Here is an 18,472-nt window from a genome sequence, read left to right on the forward strand (position 1 = left end):
ATAGTACAGTATTCATGATTGTTTTTCCAAACTTGATAGGCCCACTCTAAATTTGAGGGTCAGACTGATTTAGACGGGTTATTTGGGTTTAGGGAAATCAAGGGTTCAATTTTTAAGTTTTTTACAGAAATTTATGAGCTTTCTAAATCTTGGCAAAGTAGTTTCCACCCTGCTAGTTAGCTCGGTTGTAGCCGGATTAACCCTCCCTGTGGGAAGCAATTATGCCCAAGGCAACCCAGCCGCTACTCTCCAGAATTATGTAGGAACTTGGATTACATTGCCCCAGAGTCGCGATGATCAAACCGAGTTTATTTCAGGGTCTATTCAGTTAGAGCGTCTTTATAATCAACTCACGGGTTCTGCCCGTTTATCTGGACCCTTTGGAGGGTTTTTGGAAATCATCCCTAACCGGCAAAATGGAAACAAGCTGGAAGGAAATCTCTATATCATGGGATTGACCAATAATGTAATTATAATTCCTGTAAAGGTGGAATTAATTGACAATAATCAAAATTTGAAATTAGTGTTACTAATGACTGAGGTTGAGGAATATTCGCTTCCCCAGGAGTTTACTCAAAGTTTTCCGGGAGAAATAACCGCCGAAGATATAACGGTATTATTCCGCCGGTGGACGGATAATGAGGTTCGGGAGCGATCGCTTGAAACGATTGAAGTCGAGACCGCAAAAAATATCTATTCGATGATTCGATCGCAACAAGCCTATTTTAGAGGAAACAACCGATTTACCCTGAATTTATCAGAATTGGGGGTGGGTATTCCCTCAGAAACTGAAAGTTTTTCTTACCAGATCAACTCCATTGGTGATAGAGGAGTTCAAATTCTGGCAATCCCCAAACAAAATCAATTGAACAGTTATACCGGAGGTGTCTTTCGTCTTGATAATGCGGACGAAAGTGGAAATCTAACTGTTGCGATTGTGTGTGAAAGTGAACAGCCTTCTACAAATCCGCCGAGTCCGCCTCAATTGATCGAGCAAACCCCTCAGTGTCCTAGAGGTTTTTGGGAAGTACCTCGCTAATCATTAGAATTGCTGACATTTTTGGACTTTCTTGCTGATCCGGGTCCAAAAATTTAGAAAAATGCAACCCAAGATACGGTTTCCAATATCAAGAAACGTTAAGCTTTAGCCCAAATTTCCCTGGATTTCAAAAGTGTTGACTTAAGATAGATGCAGTGGCATCGGCGATCGCCAGGAGGTGTCGAATGCTGGTTATTGTAATGGAAAATCAAGTGCTTGCTCCCCGGCAAGTCTGTCAAAGCTGTTTACTTGCGGATGCTAGTGGTCAACCCCGGTGGCGGGGGGGTCAACTCAGTTGTGGATACGTGAAGACAAAATGCTCGGAGGCTCAACCCGAACGCTATCAGTGCCAGATGGGATTCACGATCGCCAATATTGATTAGATTAGGGGATTCCATTGATTCCCTCCCCGATCGCTGGGGTAGGGACTTTCATCCCCGAGGTTGTTGTTTCTTCTAGGGATCCGGTTGAGTTGAGGATTGCGGATGCTTTATCATGAAGGGTGCAAATCCGCGAGGCAGTTTTTATCGTGACCCCAAGATGAAAGTCAATCAGGATATTCTCACGCGCTATTTACATCGGCTCCGCAATCAACCCGAATGGTTAAGTCTCAACGAGGTGGCAGAGTCCCTAGGAATCGATCGCGCGGCGTCTCGGCGCTATACGAAAATGGCGATGGATTGGGGACTGCTAGAACGTCAACAATTGGAAAATCAACCCACCCAAGTGCGCGCCACAGAAAAACTCGTGGCACTCTCTCCCAGTGAAGTGCGATCGGTGGTTCAGGACAATACGTCCCCAGAATTTTCCCCCTGAGCGATCGCCCTTACAGAATTGGAACAATTCAAGACCCGCTCAGATTCAGCCATCGCGAGAAAGAGAACTCCATCCGGTGGCCTTTTTCCCGAGTGGGTGACCCCCCTGCTCTTGAGGTTTCCCCTCCTCTGTGTGCCAACGGTTCCCGAAAATAAGATACACTCAAAGGTTGCAGCACAGTGGGCTGTTTGCCCGAACACAGGAGACTTAAACCTTGGGGATAGAACTACGAAGTTATGTATTTTTAGACAACTTGCAATCCCAACACGCCGCCTATATCGGGACTGTGGCCCTGGGGTTCTTACCCCTACCCGGAGATGCCTCCCTGTGGATTGAAATTTCTCCCGGCATTGAAATTAACCGGATTACCGACATCGCGCTGAAATCGACATCGGTGCGTCCGGGGGTGCAATTTGTAGAAAGATTGTATGGATTACTGGAAATTCATTCCAGTTCCCAAGGGGAAACGCGGGCGGCAGGAGGAGCGATTTTGGAGGCCCTGGGGGTGAAGGAACGCGATCGCCTCAAACCGCGCATTGTGTCGAGTCAAATTATCCGCAACGTTGATCCCCATCAAACTCAACTGATCAACCGCAACCGACGCGGCCAAATGCTGCTAGCAGGTCAAACCTTGTACGTTTTAGAAGTGGAACCCGCTGCCTATGCTGCGTTAGCGGCAAATGAGGCCGAAAAAGCGGCCTTGATTAATATCTTACAAGTTCAAGCGGTGGGCAGTTTTGGTCGCCTCTACCTCGGCGGAGAAGAACGGGATATTTTAGCGGGTTCGGCGGCGGCGGTTGCAGCGATTGAAAATATTGTGGGACGTGAACACCCGATGGAAAAACGAAAGGAATGATCATCGGGATGAACTTCGCCGCCTACCTAACCGCCTTTAGGATTCGGAGGTGTCGATCGCCCCGGCTTTGAGGGACTGTTCTAACACTTGTCGCTGTTCGGCATTATGTAAAAAGTAACCACTCATCATCGCTGAAGCTAACATCCGACCCAAATTTTCCCGACTGGTGGTGATAGTGACGCCGAAATGTTCCGCAGGCAGAGCACCTAACATTCCTTTGAGGTTCCGTTCCATGATTTCTGCCGCTGCGCTGGAGGGTTGCGACAGTTTTGCGATCGTCTCGGGATGCAGTTCTTGCATATATTCCCAGAGGCTATTTTCGTCTTCTGAATCGTTTTTAAAGAAGGAATGCCCGCGATTCGATAAATTGTTCATGGCTTTATTTCCCTTGGATAGTCCATCTTTACGGTTTCTATAGTTCTAAGATAGCAAGCTTAAACCTAGAGTTATAGTGAGCAAAACCGAACTACAGTGACGGATTCTGCGACTCAAACTCAAACTTTTCCCTGGCCGATCAACTTCTATCCGGCATTGACAAGAGACGAGGAATTGAAACAAACCTCATAAGTGTGGGGAGCTTTTATCATAGATAAGCTAAACTGCATGACTCTGATAAGTCGAACTTACCGAACTTGACATCGGGCGGTTTTCCGTACTGACGGGCAATTGACGAATTCATCGCACTTTATTTAAAGTGCTGTTAAAGAATAATTTGTGCTGGTTTTAATTTCTTGACCAGCTTTTTGAACATTAATTTTTTTTCCCTAAAACAGGAGAGATTTATATGCGGATCGCCCAAGTCGCACCATTATGGGAACGCGTCCCCCCTCCCGCTTATGGTGGTATAGAATTGGTCGTGGGTTTACTTACGGACGAATTAGTTCGGCGAGGACATGAGGTCACATTGTTTGCCAGCGGGGATTCCGTGACTTTAGCCCAACTCGAATCCGTACATCCCAGAGCCATTCGCACAGACCCAACAGTGAAGGAGTATGGGATTTATGAAATGCTCCAACTGAGTCAGGTGTACGAGCGAGCCGATGAATTTGATATTATTCACTCACACATGGGCGCAAGTGCACTCCCTTACGCTAATTTAGTGAAAACCCCGACGGTGCATACGCTACATGGGATTTTCACTCCGGATAATGAAAAGCTGTTTACCTATGCTCGGAATCAACATTATGTGAGCATTTCTCAGGCACAAAGAGAGCCACGATTGGGACTCAATTGTGTGGACACGGTTTATAATGGCATTGATCCCGCGATTTATGAGTTTCGATCGCAACCGGAAACTCCCCCCTACCTGGCGTTTTTAGGCAGATTGTCCCCAGAAAAAGGTCCTCATTTGGCGATCGAAATTGCCAAGCGTTCAGGTTGGCGCTTAAAGATGGCGGGGAAAGTGGATCAGGTCGATCGCGAGTTTTTTGAGCGGGAGATTGCACCCCAAATTGACGGCGATCAGATCCAATATTTAGGGGAAGCTAACCACGCTCAGAAATGTGAGTTAATGGGAGGGGCGATCGCAACGTTATTCCCGATTACCTGGCGCGAACCGTTTGGATTGGTGATGATTGAATCAATGGCAACGGGAACCCCTGTGATTGCAATGGAAATGGGGTCAACCCCGGAAGTGATCGCCGAAGGGAAAACGGGCTTTTTATGCCAAACGGTGGAAGAGTGCATTGCGGCTATTGATAAAGCGGTAGACTTGAACCGTTACGACTGCCGAGATCGCGTCCTGTCCCACTTCAGCGTAACCCGCATGACAGAAGGCTATGAAGCGGTATATCAGCAAATCCTGGCGGAACGCTTCACCAAAAATGGCAAGGTTTTCAATAATCGTCTGAGTGTGGCCTAAGTTAGCAAGGGTATAATATCTACCCAAAGATATAAGACAAAAATCAGAATTTCTGCACTCCAGCGGAAATAACTCCAGATTGTCTCAAGAAACCCGGTTTCTAATCCCCCGGACAAGAAACCGGGTTTCTCGCTTAAATTTAGGGAAAATGACCCCAGATGGTCTCCAGAAACCCGGTTTACAACCCAACTTTTGTCATCCTAAAATAGAAAGCTATAATAAAACAGGCGGTCGTCAAACATTGGGCTTTGTCCTAACTTTCTGCGACTGCCTTTTTAATGTGTACGTGCAAGTCTGAGGATTATGTCAGATACCGTAGAAATCGAAGGGAAATTATTCGTTCCCGCCGAAGCAGGAGCGATCGCTCAATGGCCGAGTGTGGTGAGTGAACATCCCCAACCGACCCTCACTCTCAAAGATGACGATCTATTTTTAATTACCGATACCATTGGCAATATTGCGGGTTTGCTGACGGATGAACGTCAAGGCAGCATGGGTTTGTTCTGTCACGATACCCGCTTTTTAAGTCGGTTAGAACTGCAAATCGAGGGTCATGCCCCCATTTTGCTCAGTAGTAATGCTCGCAAGGGATTCGCAATGTCGGTATTGTGTGCGAATCCCCGAATTGGCGATCGCATTCGGGCGGAAACGATCGGCATTCAACGAGATATTATCTTGAATGGCGGATTGTTTGAAGAACTCAAAGCAACAAACTATAACACTCACCCGGTTAAATTTCAACTCACCCTCAGTTTTGGGGCGGATTTTTTAGACTTGTTTGAAATTCGGGGATTTAATCGGGAAGCACGCGGCCAGCTTTTGCGACCGGATCAACCGGAGAATGGGTCGCACAATGGGAATGGTTCAGGGGAATTCGGGGAGAGTCCTGAACTGATCAAAGAAGAAGATACCCCTGGGCGATCGCTGAGTTTCTCGGGCATAAACCCGCCCCCGGAACTCATGTTAGCCTACCAAGGACTCGATGGTTCGCTGATGGAATCCCGGATCAATTTTGTCCATCGCCCCCCGGATTATCTGGACGGATATACTGCGGTTTGGAACTTAGAGTTAGACTCTCACGAAACCCAAGTTTTCGGGTATCGTTTGCAACTGCTCACAGACAACCGGCCTACAACGGCTGGAAATACCCCAGGAAGCCTGATGCAGGCGAAAGCCTCCATTTTGATGGAGGAGCAAGAATGGCGGAATTCGGCGACGCGGATTCGCACAAATAATAAAGCGATCAACCAGGCGATCGAGCAAGCGGAACAAGATATCTATTTGCTGCGACAAAGTTGGGGGAAAGGCAAAGCGCTATCCGCAGGAATTCCCTGGTTTTCCACCTTGTTTGGACGAGACTCAATTATTGCGGCATCTCAAACCCTGATTTTAGATCCAGCGATCGCGCGATCGACCTTGGAAATTTTGGCGGACTATCAAGGCAAAACCTGGGATGAATGGCGGGATGAACAACCGGGCAAGATTTTGCATGAAATCCGCTTAGGGGAAATGGCACGATGTAATGAAGTTCCCCATACCCCCTATTACGGAACCGTCGATGCAACTCCCCTCTGGTTGATGCTGTATGCGGAATATTATGCTTGGACTCACGATCGCGATACCCTTGATCGCCTCTGGTCCAATGCGATCGCGGCGATGGAATGGATTGACCGCGAAATGGAAGCGACGGGCTATCTCACTTATTCCTGTAAATCCAATCGCGGTTTGGCGAACCAAGGCTGGAAAGACTCCAATGATTGCATCGTCGATCGCGAGGGCAAATTAGCCAACCCCCCGATCGCCTTATGTGAAGTGCAAGGGTATGTCTATGCCGCCAAACAGCGTCTTAGCGAACTCGCCCGCTTGAAAAAACGCCTGGATTTAGCCGAACGCTGGGAAGAAGAAGCCCGCAACCTGAGAACCCGCTTCAACCGGGATTTTTGGGTCTCCGACCTGGATTTTTGCGCCTTAGCCTTGGATGGAGAAGGCAAACCCATCGATGGGATTTCCTCCAATCCCGGCCATTGTTTAAACTTGGGCATTTTCACCCCAGAAAAGGCCCAAAGTGTGGCGGAACGACTCTTAGCACCGGATCTGTTTAGTGGCTGGGGAATTCGCACCCTGAGCCGCTTATCTCCGGCCTATAATCCAATGGGATATCATACGGGGTCGGTATGGCCTCATGATAATGCTTTGATTGCTTTGGGATTGCGATCGCAAGGGTACATTGATCAAGCCCTGGAAGTGACTGAAAGTATCCTGGATATGACGATTACCCAGCCTTATCAACGACCGCCGGAACTGTTCTGCGGGTACGATCGCAGTGAGGGGAATGAACCTGTCCAGTATCCCGTCGCCTGTTCTCCCCAAGCTTGGGCCAGTGGCAGTATTTTCCAATTCATTCATACAATGGCGAATCTCGTCCCTGATGCGCCGGGAAATTATCTACGGATTATTGACCCCGCCCTACCGGAGGCGATCGAAAGTCTGTCCATGCAGAATCTGCGCGTGGGTTCCACCCTCCTGGATTTAGAATTTGAGCGGTCCGGAACGACCACCGCCTGCCGAGTTACTAAAAAACGCGGTAATCTCCGGGTCGTAATTGAAGCGTAATCACGGGCGCGATGTAGCGGGAGTATAAAGCCCGTCTACATCCCCCTGATCCGACCCGGAATCTGTGGGAACACCTGGGGACCGACTATATATAGGAAGCCAGCCCCTCCCACGGATTTAGGGATTGTCCCCATCCTAGTCGGGGAGGAAGCATCATCTTTTGGCAGAGGTAGATTTATATCTTAAAGCAGAGGGGAAAGCACAGGAGTAAGAGATAAAGTGAAAGAGTGAACATTTAACCCTCTTACTTTAAAGGAAAATATAACAATGCAACTCGTAGATATTTTGATTGCCTGGTTAGTTACATTTAGTAGCTTGCTGTTGATTTCTCAATTGCCCTTGGGGATTCAGATTGATAGTCCACCAAAAGCGCTGATGGCGGCGGCAGCCTTGGGGGGATTAAATGTGCTAATTTTACCCCTGCTCAAAGCCGTATTTTTCATCCCCAATGTGCTGACTTTGGGCTTGTTATCCGGGGTATTCGCCTTTGTGATGAACGTGGCGATCTTTGCGATCGCTGCCCGTGTGGTTCCCGGTTTTCGGTTGGAGAAAGGTCTCACCACGGCTATTTTCGGGGCGCTGGCTTTAGCGTTAGTGAGTAGCTCGATTGAAACCATTTTACTCTAAAAGCTACACTAACGCTCGGTGGTGGCTAGGGCAGAAAGCGATCAAGGGCGGCCTTGAGTTCTTCGATTTCGTCTTCGATATGGCCCTCTTTGGCGGCGCGGGCGAGGCATTCGGTAAGGTGTTCATCTAAAACGATTCGGGCAACGCGATCAAGGGCACCGCGAACCGCAGCCACTTGTAATAAAACTTCCGGACAGGGACGGCTTTCCTGAACCATTGTTTTAATGCCTCGGATATGGCCTTCAATGCGAGACAGGCGATTGACGAGGCGACGGAGGGATTCTTCGCTGTGAACATGAACATGGGAGTGCTTGTCTGAGTCATGATCGTGACTGGGGTGGGTGTGGAACCCGCCGGAATCGTGATCGTGATCTGGGTCCGGCCCGGGATGAGCAGTGGAGAGGTCAGATAGAACCATGAGGGATTGTCCAAGGCGGCAGTAACACTCAGTATTTTATCCTAGTTCGGGTGCGATCGCCACTTTTCTAGCTGTCCACTGTTTCAAAGGGGTGGGGAGACTTGAAACCGTTACACCGGAAAAATGAAACAACCACTTTAAAGAGTGCCACAAGCTCTCGTCAGTAGTTTCTCGGATGGGTCATAGTGAATTCATCGAACTAAAAAAGGCATCTATCATGGAAATTATTACCTACTTCTTTCAAAAATCTACTGACTCGAATTCCATTCCTTCGGAACCCTCTCCCCCGCCTCAGCCTACGGTAGAAAGTGACCTCGTGCTCTTGATGCGCGTTGCCTAAACCCCTTGAACCTGTGACCGCGATCGCCAAGGATCAGCGAAAGTATCACCCAGTTCTACCCTAAATCATCACCGGCTATTTTGTAAAAAAATGGGACAATTTAATTGTTGAGCTGAAATCCTATCCTGTTTCCCATTTTCAGGTAGTTATCAATTCTTTGTTCATAAATGGTCTAGGGTGATGTAAGCTAGAACTAGGATGGTTAGAACTCGACAACTCTGCCAACCCCTATCCAGAAAAAGAGGATCAAGTCATGAAAAATGACACTCAAACGACAACGACATCTCGACCCCTGTCGAACTCCATCAAAGAATTGGCCGAACAGTTCCTGCGTGCACTGAGCTACTCCAGCCACATCCGGGCCAGTTTTCGGAAGCATCGCCTCCACGAAGCAAGTTGGACGCTTTAAACTTTAAACTCTGTTCCCCTGGCAGTCCCAGGGCGTTAATTCTTTGAATTTACTGATATTTAATCCTTTCAAAGTTGAAAAAGCCCCCATCGATGGGGGCTTTTGTTTGGGTTTCTACAGTGCACCTTTAATCTCCGGTGCGTTAGCGCCTTTGGGGATCCCCTGGGGCATAGTTTCTCGCAAGGCGGTACAGTAGATTTCTGGCTTTCAGGGGATCAGAGATCCCCCCAACCCGTAAGAAGTCGAGAGCGTTTCCCCCAGGTATTCCTGTGTATTTTGGGAGGGGTAGTCTCTTGCTCTCGATTACAGCCAACTGGCAAGATGCTCTAAAGGATTAATTTTAGGGTCAGAATGATTGAGACTGGCGATCGCGCAAATCTGTATGAATAATTCAGGAATTACTCCTACCCTCTACAACAAGTGATGGGTTATATCATGTTGGTTCGATCGCCCCTACTAACCTAACCCCCTAACCCCCTTCCCTACAAGGGAAGGGGGAGAAGAGGAAGAACTATTTTTTTACGTTAATCCAACGGACTTGATATGAGTCTGGTTTTGATGTATCGCAGGCTGCTACTATGAGGGACTAGAGTAGGTGAGTTACCGATCAAGTAAACCGGCAGATTTCCAGGCTAAGTACACGACTAAAGCCCGACCGAAGTCCTGGGCTGCTTTTTCTAATTCGGTCTGGGGAGGCGGAGTTTGCGGAGGATTGAGAGATGGGGATTGGGCATTCATAATCGGGGTTTTGTCCATCGGGGTTCTAGTCTGAGTATCCGGACTATTTGTGAGTTTTAGCAGAGAGATTCAGACAGTTTTTGAGCTGTCCCGGGAGAACTTGAACCAGTTGGGTTACTGTCTCCTCCCAGTTGGGGTATGGATTGGGCGATCGCCAAACTCATAACATCCACTCGCAATAGTGGAACAGTGCTATCCCTAGGCGGAACAACAGCTTCAGTAAACTGCAATTACTACTCGAAGTTAGGGATTGCTATGTTCCTCCGTCATGTTTCTGTCTTAGTTACTTTAATACTGACTTTAGGTAATGCCCCCGCTCACGCTACGCTTAATGATTTCGTGAGTTCCCCTAGAGTTCCTGAACCCCAGAGGATAGATCCCCATGAGACTGCCTATCGGACTCCGACAGCGACTCAGACTCATTTAATCTTATCTTTGAGCGATCGCCGGGTGTATGTTTATCATAATCGGGTCTTGCAGTCCTCTTATCCTGTTGCTGTGGGTAAACCCGGTTCTGAAACGCCTCTGGGGACATTTCAAGTCTTTCAAATGGTCAAAGATCCGGTGTGGGAAAGTCCATTTACCGGGGAAGTTATTCCCGCTGGTGTGCCTCAAAATCCATTAGGACCCAGATGGATTGCATTTTGGTCCGACGGCAATAATGCGATCGGGTTTCATGGGACACACTCTCCGGAGTCCATTGGACGGGCGGCATCCTGGGGATGTGCCCGAATGTTAGATGCCGATGCGATCGCCTTGTATGATCAAGTGCAAATTGGCACAACAGTCACCGTGATTCCTTGATATTCCTGAACTGTCAAAACGTCTTGTCATACGAAATCCGGTTTTCAAAGGTCTATAAAACCCCACACCTGTCACGGGTGGGGAATTTGCGGACAAAGCCAGCGGGCGCGGGCTCAAGAGAAAATCGACTTTTTCTAACCGGATTTGGTATCAAAATCTCGCCGAATCAGAAAAAATAGCCGTTGCCTCCCCTGCTTCACCGGAGACAGCGGCTATTTTGGCAAGACGCTTGGGGAGAAAATAGGGCCGGACTGTTCACCCGATCGCCTTGCCGCTTCGCTGCAAAATCCTTCTGAGGGTTGATCGCGATCGCCATTTCAGTTGCCAAGATAGAACCATCAAAGGAGCGATCGCTTGTTGCTCCCCATCGAAGCAAGCCCTGGTCACTACTGGCAAATTTATGACACTGTTCAAACAACTTTATCTCAAATTCCGATATTATATCATCGGTCTGTTCTACTTTCAATATACCATTCCCGCGATCCTTTACTCTTGGGAACGCGATCGCGTAGAACGAGCAGAACCCAAGCTGGGTACGGCAGAACCCTTTGATAGTCCGGGAAAATTATTGAATGCCGAAGCAACTCCGAGAGGCGCAACTTTCTATTTTGAACAAGTTGAACTACATATTTCCTTTTTAACCCGGGATTTAGTGCGAGTCGATTGGAAACCAGGACTTGAACCCATTCCTTATGCGATCGCCCGTCAGGATTGGCCCGAGGTAAACACCACTTTGGCAGAAACCCGGGACGGATGGACCCTAGACAGTGGCGAGTTACAGATGGCAGTCGCCTGGGATGGCTCGCTACAATGGCGCGATCGCACAGGCACCCTCTTTCGCCAAGAACGACCCCCACAACGCAAACCGGAAGGGTGGATTCATCGCGCCCCCCTGGAACAGGAAGAACGGATTTATGGATTGGGAGAACGTGCCTCTTCCCTGAATTTGCGCCAAGCTGAAGATCAAGAGGGCAACCCCAAAACCTTTAGAATTTGGAACTTTGATGCTGCCGGAAAATATACCCCGGGTTCTGACCCCATGTATATTTCTATTCCCATTTATATGGGCTTGCACAACAACGGCAGTTACCTAATTTTCTACGAAAACTCTTATGAGGGTCATTTTACCTTTGCCGAGGTAGCCACCGCTGATTTTGAGGGCGGTCCTCTGCGTTACTACCTGACCTCCGGTCCACCGGCGCAGTTACTAGAGCGTTATACAGAACTAACCGGAGTCTCCCCCTTACCCCCTCGGTGGGCGCTGGGGTATCATCAATCCCGGTGGGGATATCGCACGGAAAAAGTTATACAAGATGTCGTCGATGAATTTCAAGCGCGGGATCTGCCCTTGAGCGCCATCCATCTCGATATTGATTGTCAGGTAGGGTTTCGCGCCTTCACCATTGACCCCCGGCGCTTTCCCAATCTTCCTAAATTTACCGAAGACTTGCTAGAAAAAGGGGTGCGATTTATTGCCATTCTTAACCCCGGAATTAAGTATAGTCGGGCGAGTAACCTGTTTCTGGAAGGAGAGACCCTTGGACTCTTTTGTACCCGGTCCGATGGCACGTTAGTCTCGGCTCCAGTTTGGCCCGGTTGGTCAGTCTTTCCGGATTTTACAAGCTCTAAGGTGCGCCACTGGTGGAGTCGCCAGTATCGCTATTTACTAGATGCGGGAGTCACCGGATTTTGGCATGATATGAATGAACCGGCCTGTTTTGTCGCCTGGGGTGATGGCACTTTACCCCCGCGATCGACCAAGCATTTTATGGAAGGTCGAGGCGGAGACCATCGAGAAGCTCACAATTTGTATGGATTGCTACAAGCTCAAGCAGGATATGAGAGTTTGTGCAATCATCACCCCGATCTCCGTCCCTTTATCGTGTCCCGGTCCGGTTGGGCGGGATTACAACGGTATGCCTGGACTTGGACTGGGGATATCGAATCGAGTTGGGGTGCACTCCATCAAACCATCGCTACTGTAGTCGGGTTAGGCTTGTCCGGAATTCCCTACAGCGGGCCGGATATTGGCGGATTTCAGGGAAATCCCTCCCCAGAATTATACTTGCGCTGGTTCCAAATGGCAACCTTTTTACCCTTTTATCGCACCCATTCCTCCAATAATGTGGAAGCACGTCCGCCCTGGGTCTATGGCGAACCGACGTTTAGTATAGTCAAAGCGTTTTTAGAGTTGCGATATCGGTTGATGCCCTATCTTTATACCTTAGCCCAGGAAACCAGTCAGAAGGGATATCCCCTAGTGCGTCCGCTGTTTTGGGCCGACCCCCAAGACTCGCACCTGTGGGACATTGAGGATGGCTTTTTACTCGGGGATGCGCTGCTGATTTGGGCCGTTGCGGAAAAAGGGATGCGATCGCGCTCAGTGCGATTACCCCAGGGAACTTGGTATGATTTCTGGCAGGAACGGCAGTTCTCAGGCGGACAATCGATAACCGTGGAAACTCCCCTAGAACAGATTCCAGTGTTTGTCAAGGCGGGGAGCATTCTACCGATGGAGGAAGGAAATAGTCTAATCCTCCACCTCTATCCCCCCGTGCAAGGGTCTGGAGAAGGCTGGATGTACAGTGATGCAGGAGACGGCTATGACCCAGGGCGAAGCGATCGCTTTTATATGGTCCGAGATGACCAAGGATTAGAAGTGAGATGGGAGGAAGACGGAACCTATCCGTTCCCCTATACTCAGGTGCAAGTTCAGGTTCACGGATTCCAGCCCCAGCAAGCCTGGATGGACGATCGCGAGGTCGAGATTCAGGGGAGGATGATTCAGGGCGAACAATTTAGCCGATTGTATGTGAAAGGGTTATGCTGAATGCTGAAAAGAGGAAAGTTGCGATAGGCCAAAACTTCCGCAATCTATAACATTAACCCCTAAAAAATGGAGAGGCTATTCGCGAATTGTCTCTCCATTTTTGGAGGGTTTGCTCTCCAAAAATTCGGAAATTCAAAAGAATAACTGGACGATTATTCTTGATAATTCTGTCCAATTGAGGAATGGGAGTGAAAACAATCTCAGATTTCTGCATAGTCAGGATTGGCTATTTTAAAGCATCCCCCGGGTATTTATCTTCGTCACTGTAGGCATTATTCAGGTGATGACTGGATAGAGAAAACCAGGTTTCTTGTTCTGATATTTGTTTGGAAACGAGGGTAACAATCAGTTTTGTATTGGGTTCAATTGGGTAGGGTTCATCGAGTTGAATAGACTGTCCATCAAAATGCACGGATAAGGAAACAATTTTCAGGGATGAGATTAAGTTCAAAAGGAGCACTTTTAGGGTACTCTATTTTAAAATGTATTGCATTGCACTGTCTCGCACTCCTCGAAAGCTTTATACTCCATGAGTTGGGGAATTGCTAGAGTTGGACAGATCGCGGCAGCAACTGAGCGATCGCCTGGGCTAATTCCAAGGGTTCGACGGGTTTGGGAATGTGAGTATCAAATCCAGCAGCGAGAATGGCTTGGCGATCGCTCTCTCCGGCGTAGGCGGTGACGGCGATGGCGGGTAGGGTTCCCCCTTCCTCCGGTGGGCGCGATCGCAGGGTGTGAATTAGGGCGTAGCCGTCGAGTTCGGGCATTCCAATGTCACTGACCAAAATATCCGGTTGCCAGTCGTTAATCATCGAAATCGCTTTCTCTGCTGACTCGACTGCCTGTACCCTTGCACCTTCCATTTCTAGCAGAAAAACTAAAAACTCCCGGGTATCTAGTATATCATCGACCACCAGTATTTTTATGCCCTGTAAGTTCGGCAACTCTGGGGCGATGGACTCCAGGGGAGAGGGTTCTCCAGACCCCGGTAACAAAGGGAGACTCACGGTAAAAGTGGCTCCCTGTCCAACTCCGGGACTGTCCGCCCAAATTCTGCCGCCATGTAATTCTACTAAGTGACGGGCGATCGCTAGTCCTAACCCAAGTCCGCCAAAAGTGCGAGTGGTGGTACTATCCGCTTGTCGGAAGCTTTCAAAAACATGAGGCAAAAAGTCTGGGTCAATTCCTGATCCGGTATCTTGTACCTGAATTTGAGCGCAGTCTTCCGCTTGAGTGAGTGAGACGGTGACCTGTCCTCCCAGGGGGGTAAACTTGACGGCATTGGACAAAAGATTCCAAACCGCTTGCTGTAAGCGGTTGGCGTCTCCTAAGACTTGTCCAATTTGCGCATAAAATTCGGTGTGAATTTGTATAAACTTGGCCTGGGCCGCTAGGCGAACGGTTTCGATCGCGGCGTCAATAACATCAGCCAGTTTCACAGGAGTTTCAGTGAGAATCAGCTTACCGCGCAGAATCCGAGAAACATCGAGTAAGTCTTCGATTAGTTCGGTTTGTAATTTGGCATTTCGTTCGATGCTGTGTAAGGCTTGTTGGGTTTTTTCCGGGGAAAGTGTACCTTTTTTGAGGAGTTGGGTCCAGCCCAAAATGGGGTTAAGAGGCGATCGCAACTCGTGGGATAAAATAGCGAGAAATTCATCTTTAATCCGGTTAGCAACTTCCGCTTGTGATCGCGCTTCTCGTTCCAGTTCCAGCAGGTGCAATCGTTCTTGTTCCTGTAGTTTGCGATCGGTGATGTTACTAAACGAAATCGCTATCCCATCCTCTAATTTAACCGCCATATTCCGGAACCAGCCGTGAATCCCTTCGGCGTGATATTCTACTTCAATATCATGGGGTATCCCGGTTTCTATTACCTGGACGTAGCGTTTAAATAGGTAACTATTGGTTGGGTTTCCGGGCAGGCGCTCGCTTAAACGGTGACCGATTAATTCATCAAGGGAACAGCCTAATATTTCCGCAGCTTTGGGGTTAGCATAATCCCAATAAAAATCAATAATTTCTCCTGTAGAATTGCGGATGGCGTGAAAAATGGTGAAGGCGTCCAGGGAGATCTCTTGGGCAACGCGAAAGCGCTTTTCACTCTCGCGCAAGGCTTCTTCTGCTAACTTGCGATCGGTCACATCCATGTTAACGCCAATCACCCTTACAGGCTTGCCAGTTTCATCCTGAAATGCTCTAGCTTTGGCGACAATCCAACGAGTTTGACCTTGGGGGCATTGAATGCGAAATTCGCTATCAAAATCGACTCCATCCTGACTACAACATCGAATTTGATGTTCTATCCGGGCCCGGTCACTGGGATGAATCCGTGCAATTACGGTTTGTAAGGTCCCATCAAAGCTACCCGGTAGCAGTCCATAAATCGCCTGCATTTCTTCAGTGAAGAGAATTTTTCCGGTTTCTAAATTCCAATCACATATCCCAATTTTGCCGATGTTTTGGGCTAAGGTTAACCATTTTTGGTTACTTTCTAAGGTTTCCTCAGCCCGTTTGCGATCGCTAATATCAACGGTAATTCCATCAAACCGGATGGGTTCTCCTGTTTCGCTGTAAAAGGCTCGTCCGATCGCACGAATCCAGCGGATTTTGCCGGTAGGATCAACGGTACGATAGTCAATTTGATAGGACGTACCCTCGGCGATCGCCCGAGTAATGGCTTCCTGAGTGCGATCGCGGTCTTCCGGATGTAGGCTGTTATAAAAGACGTCGATGGTGACTTGGATCTCTGGAGAGAGTCCAAAATGTTCTTTACACTTGGCATTCCACTCTAGTTTATCAAAAGGGAGATCACAATACCATAAGCCCAACTCCGACGAGTCCAAGACTAAATCCAGGCGTTGCCGTCCAATCTGGACCGCTTCCTCCATCCGCTTCTGATTGGTGATATCTACACAAGCGCCCGTTATATACAAGGGAGTTCCTGCCTCATCGGTAAAGGTCTTTCCTTTATCAAAAATCCATCGGATGCTGCCATCGGGACAGAGAATTCGGAACTCCATCTCGAAATCCTTACTCACCTTGCCACACTTTTCTACCTCACTTTTCACGGCTTCTTGGTCGTCGGGATGGATCAGGGAGAAAAACTCCTGCAATGTTGTGAGGCAATGGTCTTCTGATAAGCAAAACAGCCGATTCATGGTCTCATCCCACTCGACGGAATCCGTTTGGATATTCCAGCGATAGGTTCCGGTTTCGGAGGCCAATAATGCCGCCTGCAAACGCTCTTGGCGATCGCGTAGTTGGCGTTCTACCTGCTTTTGACGGCTGATATCCAGGTTGATTCCCGCCCAGCAGATCGTCTCTCCTTGCTCATTTTTGACCGGAACGCCTCGGGATAACATGGGATGCCACTTCCCATCGACACCGCGAAAGTGATGCTCTCGATCCCAAATTCCATCGGTTCGTAAGCACTCTGCCCATAAAGCCAGGGTCTCCTCACGTTCTTCCGGATGCATCGCTTGGGTCCATCCCATCCCCGCACATTCAGCGAGGGTCAGTCCGACTAGGTTCTGGAAGGATTCACTCACATAAACTGCCCGACCTTCGCGATCGCAAATCCACATTCCATATTGTAGCGTTTCCCCGATCACCTGGTAGAGGCGTTCGCTGTGCTTCAAGGCTTCTTCAGACTGCTTGCGATCGCTGATATCCCGCAAATAAATAAATAATCCTAGATTAGAAGGACAAGCCTGAATCTCTAACTGCATTTTTAACGGTTCATATAGCACTTCCAAATGGACCGGGACTTGTTCCTCCATCGCCCGTCTATATTCCCGTTCCACTTCCGTTCCCACAGACCAAGGCCATACTTCCCAAGGGGTTTTACCGATTAATTCTTCCGGCTGTTTTTGATTAATTCCCGAAGTTTCTCCCTTGATTTCAAGGATTCGCCATTCCCGATCTAAGGAGATAAAGGCATCGGTCATGCTTTCTAACATTTCGATCGCCTGATCTAGCTGAGTGATCTCAATCCGTTTCCCGACAACCCGTTCTGACGGTTGCTTTTCGGGGGCGGTCTCTGTAAATGTAAATACCCGATATAGCAAGATTCCTGCGGCATCTTTGATAGAATTTACCTCAGTGACTCCAGTAATTTTCCGACCCTTTCTCCCTAACTGTACAGAGTCAAATGTATGAAATCCTCCGCTATCGGCTAACTGAATAGTGTTAATCAGTTGGCTGTGACACTCGCTGGAAAATAACTCAAAAATTGAGCGTCCTATCAGGTCTTTCACCTCGTACCCTTGGATTCTAGCCCAGGTGGAATTTACCTGTTCTAAGCGGTGCGTGTTAGCGGAGGCGATCGCTACCCCAGATCCGCCGCTTTCTCCCCCTATTTTCTCACCGTCTTGGGTTTTTTGAATATTAGAAGAATGGGGGATATTCTGATAATAAATCACGAAGCCAGTTGCGGAAGGAATGCCCTGGACTTTGATCCCGCGATTCAGGTGGGGGTAAAAGTGTTCCATTTCCACGGAAATGCCTTGGGCGATCGCCCGATCAAATTCGGGCTTCCAGGATGAGGCGATCGCCCTGGGAAAACTCTCCCACAAGATTGTACCGATCAATTGCTCTTGACTCCTTCCCACGATTTGAGCACCCCTTTGATTGATATAGGTGATGCACCCTTGGCGATCGCAGGCGGCCAAACCATCGGTTATGCCCTCAAGAATCGTGAGAAATTGGTCTTGCATAATCTTTTAATGGACAGTACAGGTTTGATGAGTCAAATTGTTGTAATAACGGTTAATCAGCTTTTCATCTCTCTGACCCCTCTCCCTTTCAATTCCGGGGTAAACAGAATTCGCTTTGATCATCCCTGTTACCTAGTTCTGTAGCGCCCGGGTTAAAGTCCGGGTGAGGTAGTATCCGCTGCTGGATAACGGAATGAAAACAGTAAATTTTATCCTTGAATACTACTAGAGCCGTCGGAAAATGTCAAGCGGAAAGACCGGGAACGGGAGGATGAGATTCTACGGTCGGTTGAATCCAGAAGATTCCTGTGATCCCAGCCGATTGACGGGTAAGAGGGCGGAATTGCTCAACGGAAACCCCTTGATTTTTATAACCGTTGGGGGTTGCTCGTTCAGGATAAATGAG

The 18,472-nt window shown here is 48.5% G+C and carries 16 protein-coding genes; 10 read left to right on the forward strand and 6 right to left on the reverse strand.

The annotated features are described in order from the left end of the window. Positions 1–133: 133 nt before the first annotated feature. The 4 genes from NG796_RS05490 to NG796_RS05505 all read left to right on the forward strand — a co-directional run bounded on the left by NG796_RS05490 (position 134) and on the right by NG796_RS05505 (position 2,711). Positions 134–1,039 (forward strand): type IV pilin-like G/H family protein, encoded by a 906-nt coding sequence (locus tag NG796_RS05490; RefSeq protein WP_261204903.1) that lies wholly within the window; start codon positions 134–136, stop codon positions 1,037–1,039. Between the two features lie 185 nt (positions 1,040–1,224). Continuing rightward, positions 1,225–1,422 (forward strand): hypothetical protein, encoded by a 198-nt coding sequence (locus tag NG796_RS05495; protein WP_261204904.1) that lies wholly within the window; start codon positions 1,225–1,227, stop codon positions 1,420–1,422. Between the two features lie 112 nt (positions 1,423–1,534). Next, complete coding sequence (locus NG796_RS05500) at positions 1,535–1,855, forward strand: transcriptional regulator (protein WP_261204905.1); 321 nt, start codon at positions 1,535–1,537, stop codon at positions 1,853–1,855. Between the two features lie 214 nt (positions 1,856–2,069). After that, entirely contained in the window at positions 2,070–2,711 is a 642-nt protein-coding gene (locus NG796_RS05505) for a hypothetical protein (protein WP_261204906.1), read from the forward strand. Positions 2,712–2,747: 36 nt separating this feature from the next. On the opposite strand, the gene NG796_RS05510 is transcribed toward NG796_RS05505, so the two are convergent. Beyond that, positions 2,748–3,086: a DUF760 domain-containing protein gene (locus NG796_RS05510; protein ID WP_261204907.1), complete on the reverse strand. Its 339-nt coding sequence runs from the start codon at positions 3,084–3,086 to the stop codon at positions 2,748–2,750. Between the two features lie 409 nt (positions 3,087–3,495). Here NG796_RS05510 and NG796_RS05515 point away from each other — a divergent pair, with 409 nt between their 5' ends. The 3 genes from NG796_RS05515 to NG796_RS05525 all read left to right on the forward strand — a co-directional run bounded on the left by NG796_RS05515 (position 3,496) and on the right by NG796_RS05525 (position 7,812). Then, positions 3,496–4,572 carry a glycosyltransferase family 4 protein gene (locus NG796_RS05515; protein WP_261204908.1) on the forward strand — a complete coding sequence of 359 codons (1,077 nt, stop codon included), beginning with the start codon at positions 3,496–3,498 and terminating at the stop codon, positions 4,570–4,572. 303 nt (positions 4,573–4,875) lie between these two features. After that, positions 4,876–7,185, forward strand: a complete 2,310-nt coding sequence (locus tag NG796_RS05520) for an amylo-alpha-1,6-glucosidase (protein WP_261204909.1) — start codon at positions 4,876–4,878, stop codon at positions 7,183–7,185. Positions 7,186–7,452: 267 nt separating this feature from the next. Further along, on the forward strand, positions 7,453–7,812 hold the full coding sequence (locus NG796_RS05525; RefSeq protein ID WP_261204910.1) for a phage holin family protein: 360 nt from the start codon (positions 7,453–7,455) through the stop codon (positions 7,810–7,812). A gap of 25 nt (positions 7,813–7,837) precedes the next feature. Here NG796_RS05525 and NG796_RS05530 read toward each other — a convergent pair whose 3' ends face one another. Further along, positions 7,838–8,230: a metal-sensitive transcriptional regulator gene (locus NG796_RS05530; RefSeq protein WP_261204911.1), complete on the reverse strand. Its 393-nt coding sequence runs from the start codon at positions 8,228–8,230 to the stop codon at positions 7,838–7,840. Between the two features lie 175 nt (positions 8,231–8,405). On the opposite strand from NG796_RS05530, the gene NG796_RS05535 reads away from it, so the two are divergent. Then, positions 8,406–8,570, forward strand: coding sequence for a hypothetical protein (locus tag NG796_RS05535; protein WP_261204912.1), 165 nt, complete (start codon positions 8,406–8,408; stop codon positions 8,568–8,570). A 1,009-nt stretch (positions 8,571–9,579) separates the two neighbouring features. Here the strand turns inward: NG796_RS05535 and NG796_RS05540 are convergent. Continuing rightward, on the reverse strand, positions 9,580–9,735 hold the full coding sequence (locus tag NG796_RS05540; protein WP_261204913.1) for a hypothetical protein: 156 nt from the start codon (positions 9,733–9,735) through the stop codon (positions 9,580–9,582). Between the two features lie 120 nt (positions 9,736–9,855). Between NG796_RS05540 and NG796_RS05545 the strand changes: the two genes are divergently transcribed. After that, positions 9,856–10,521, forward strand: a complete 666-nt coding sequence (locus tag NG796_RS05545; RefSeq protein WP_261204914.1) for a L,D-transpeptidase — start codon at positions 9,856–9,858, stop codon at positions 10,519–10,521. 196 nt (positions 10,522–10,717) lie between these two features. On the opposite strand, the gene NG796_RS05550 is transcribed toward NG796_RS05545, so the two are convergent. Further along, positions 10,718–10,897, reverse strand: a complete 180-nt coding sequence (locus NG796_RS05550; RefSeq protein WP_261204915.1) for a hypothetical protein — start codon at positions 10,895–10,897, stop codon at positions 10,718–10,720. Between the two features lie 24 nt (positions 10,898–10,921). Between NG796_RS05550 and NG796_RS05555 the strand changes: the two genes are divergently transcribed. Further along, positions 10,922–13,351, forward strand: coding sequence for a glycoside hydrolase family 31 protein (locus NG796_RS05555; protein ID WP_261204916.1), 2,430 nt, complete (start codon positions 10,922–10,924; stop codon positions 13,349–13,351). Between the two features lie 226 nt (positions 13,352–13,577). Here NG796_RS05555 and NG796_RS05560 read toward each other — a convergent pair whose 3' ends face one another. Both NG796_RS05560 and NG796_RS05565 read right to left on the reverse strand, forming a co-directional pair. Next, entirely contained in the window at positions 13,578–13,802 is a 225-nt protein-coding gene (locus NG796_RS05560) for a hypothetical protein (protein ID WP_261204917.1), read from the reverse strand. Between the two features lie 94 nt (positions 13,803–13,896). Then, positions 13,897–18,066, reverse strand: a complete 4,170-nt coding sequence (locus NG796_RS05565; RefSeq protein ID WP_261204918.1) for a PAS domain-containing protein — start codon at positions 18,064–18,066, stop codon at positions 13,897–13,899. Between the last annotated feature and the right edge of the window lie 406 nt (positions 18,067–18,472).

The organism is Laspinema sp. D2d (genome assembly GCF_025370755.1).
Classification (GTDB): Bacteria; Cyanobacteriota; Cyanobacteriia; order Cyanobacteriales; family Laspinemataceae; genus Laspinema.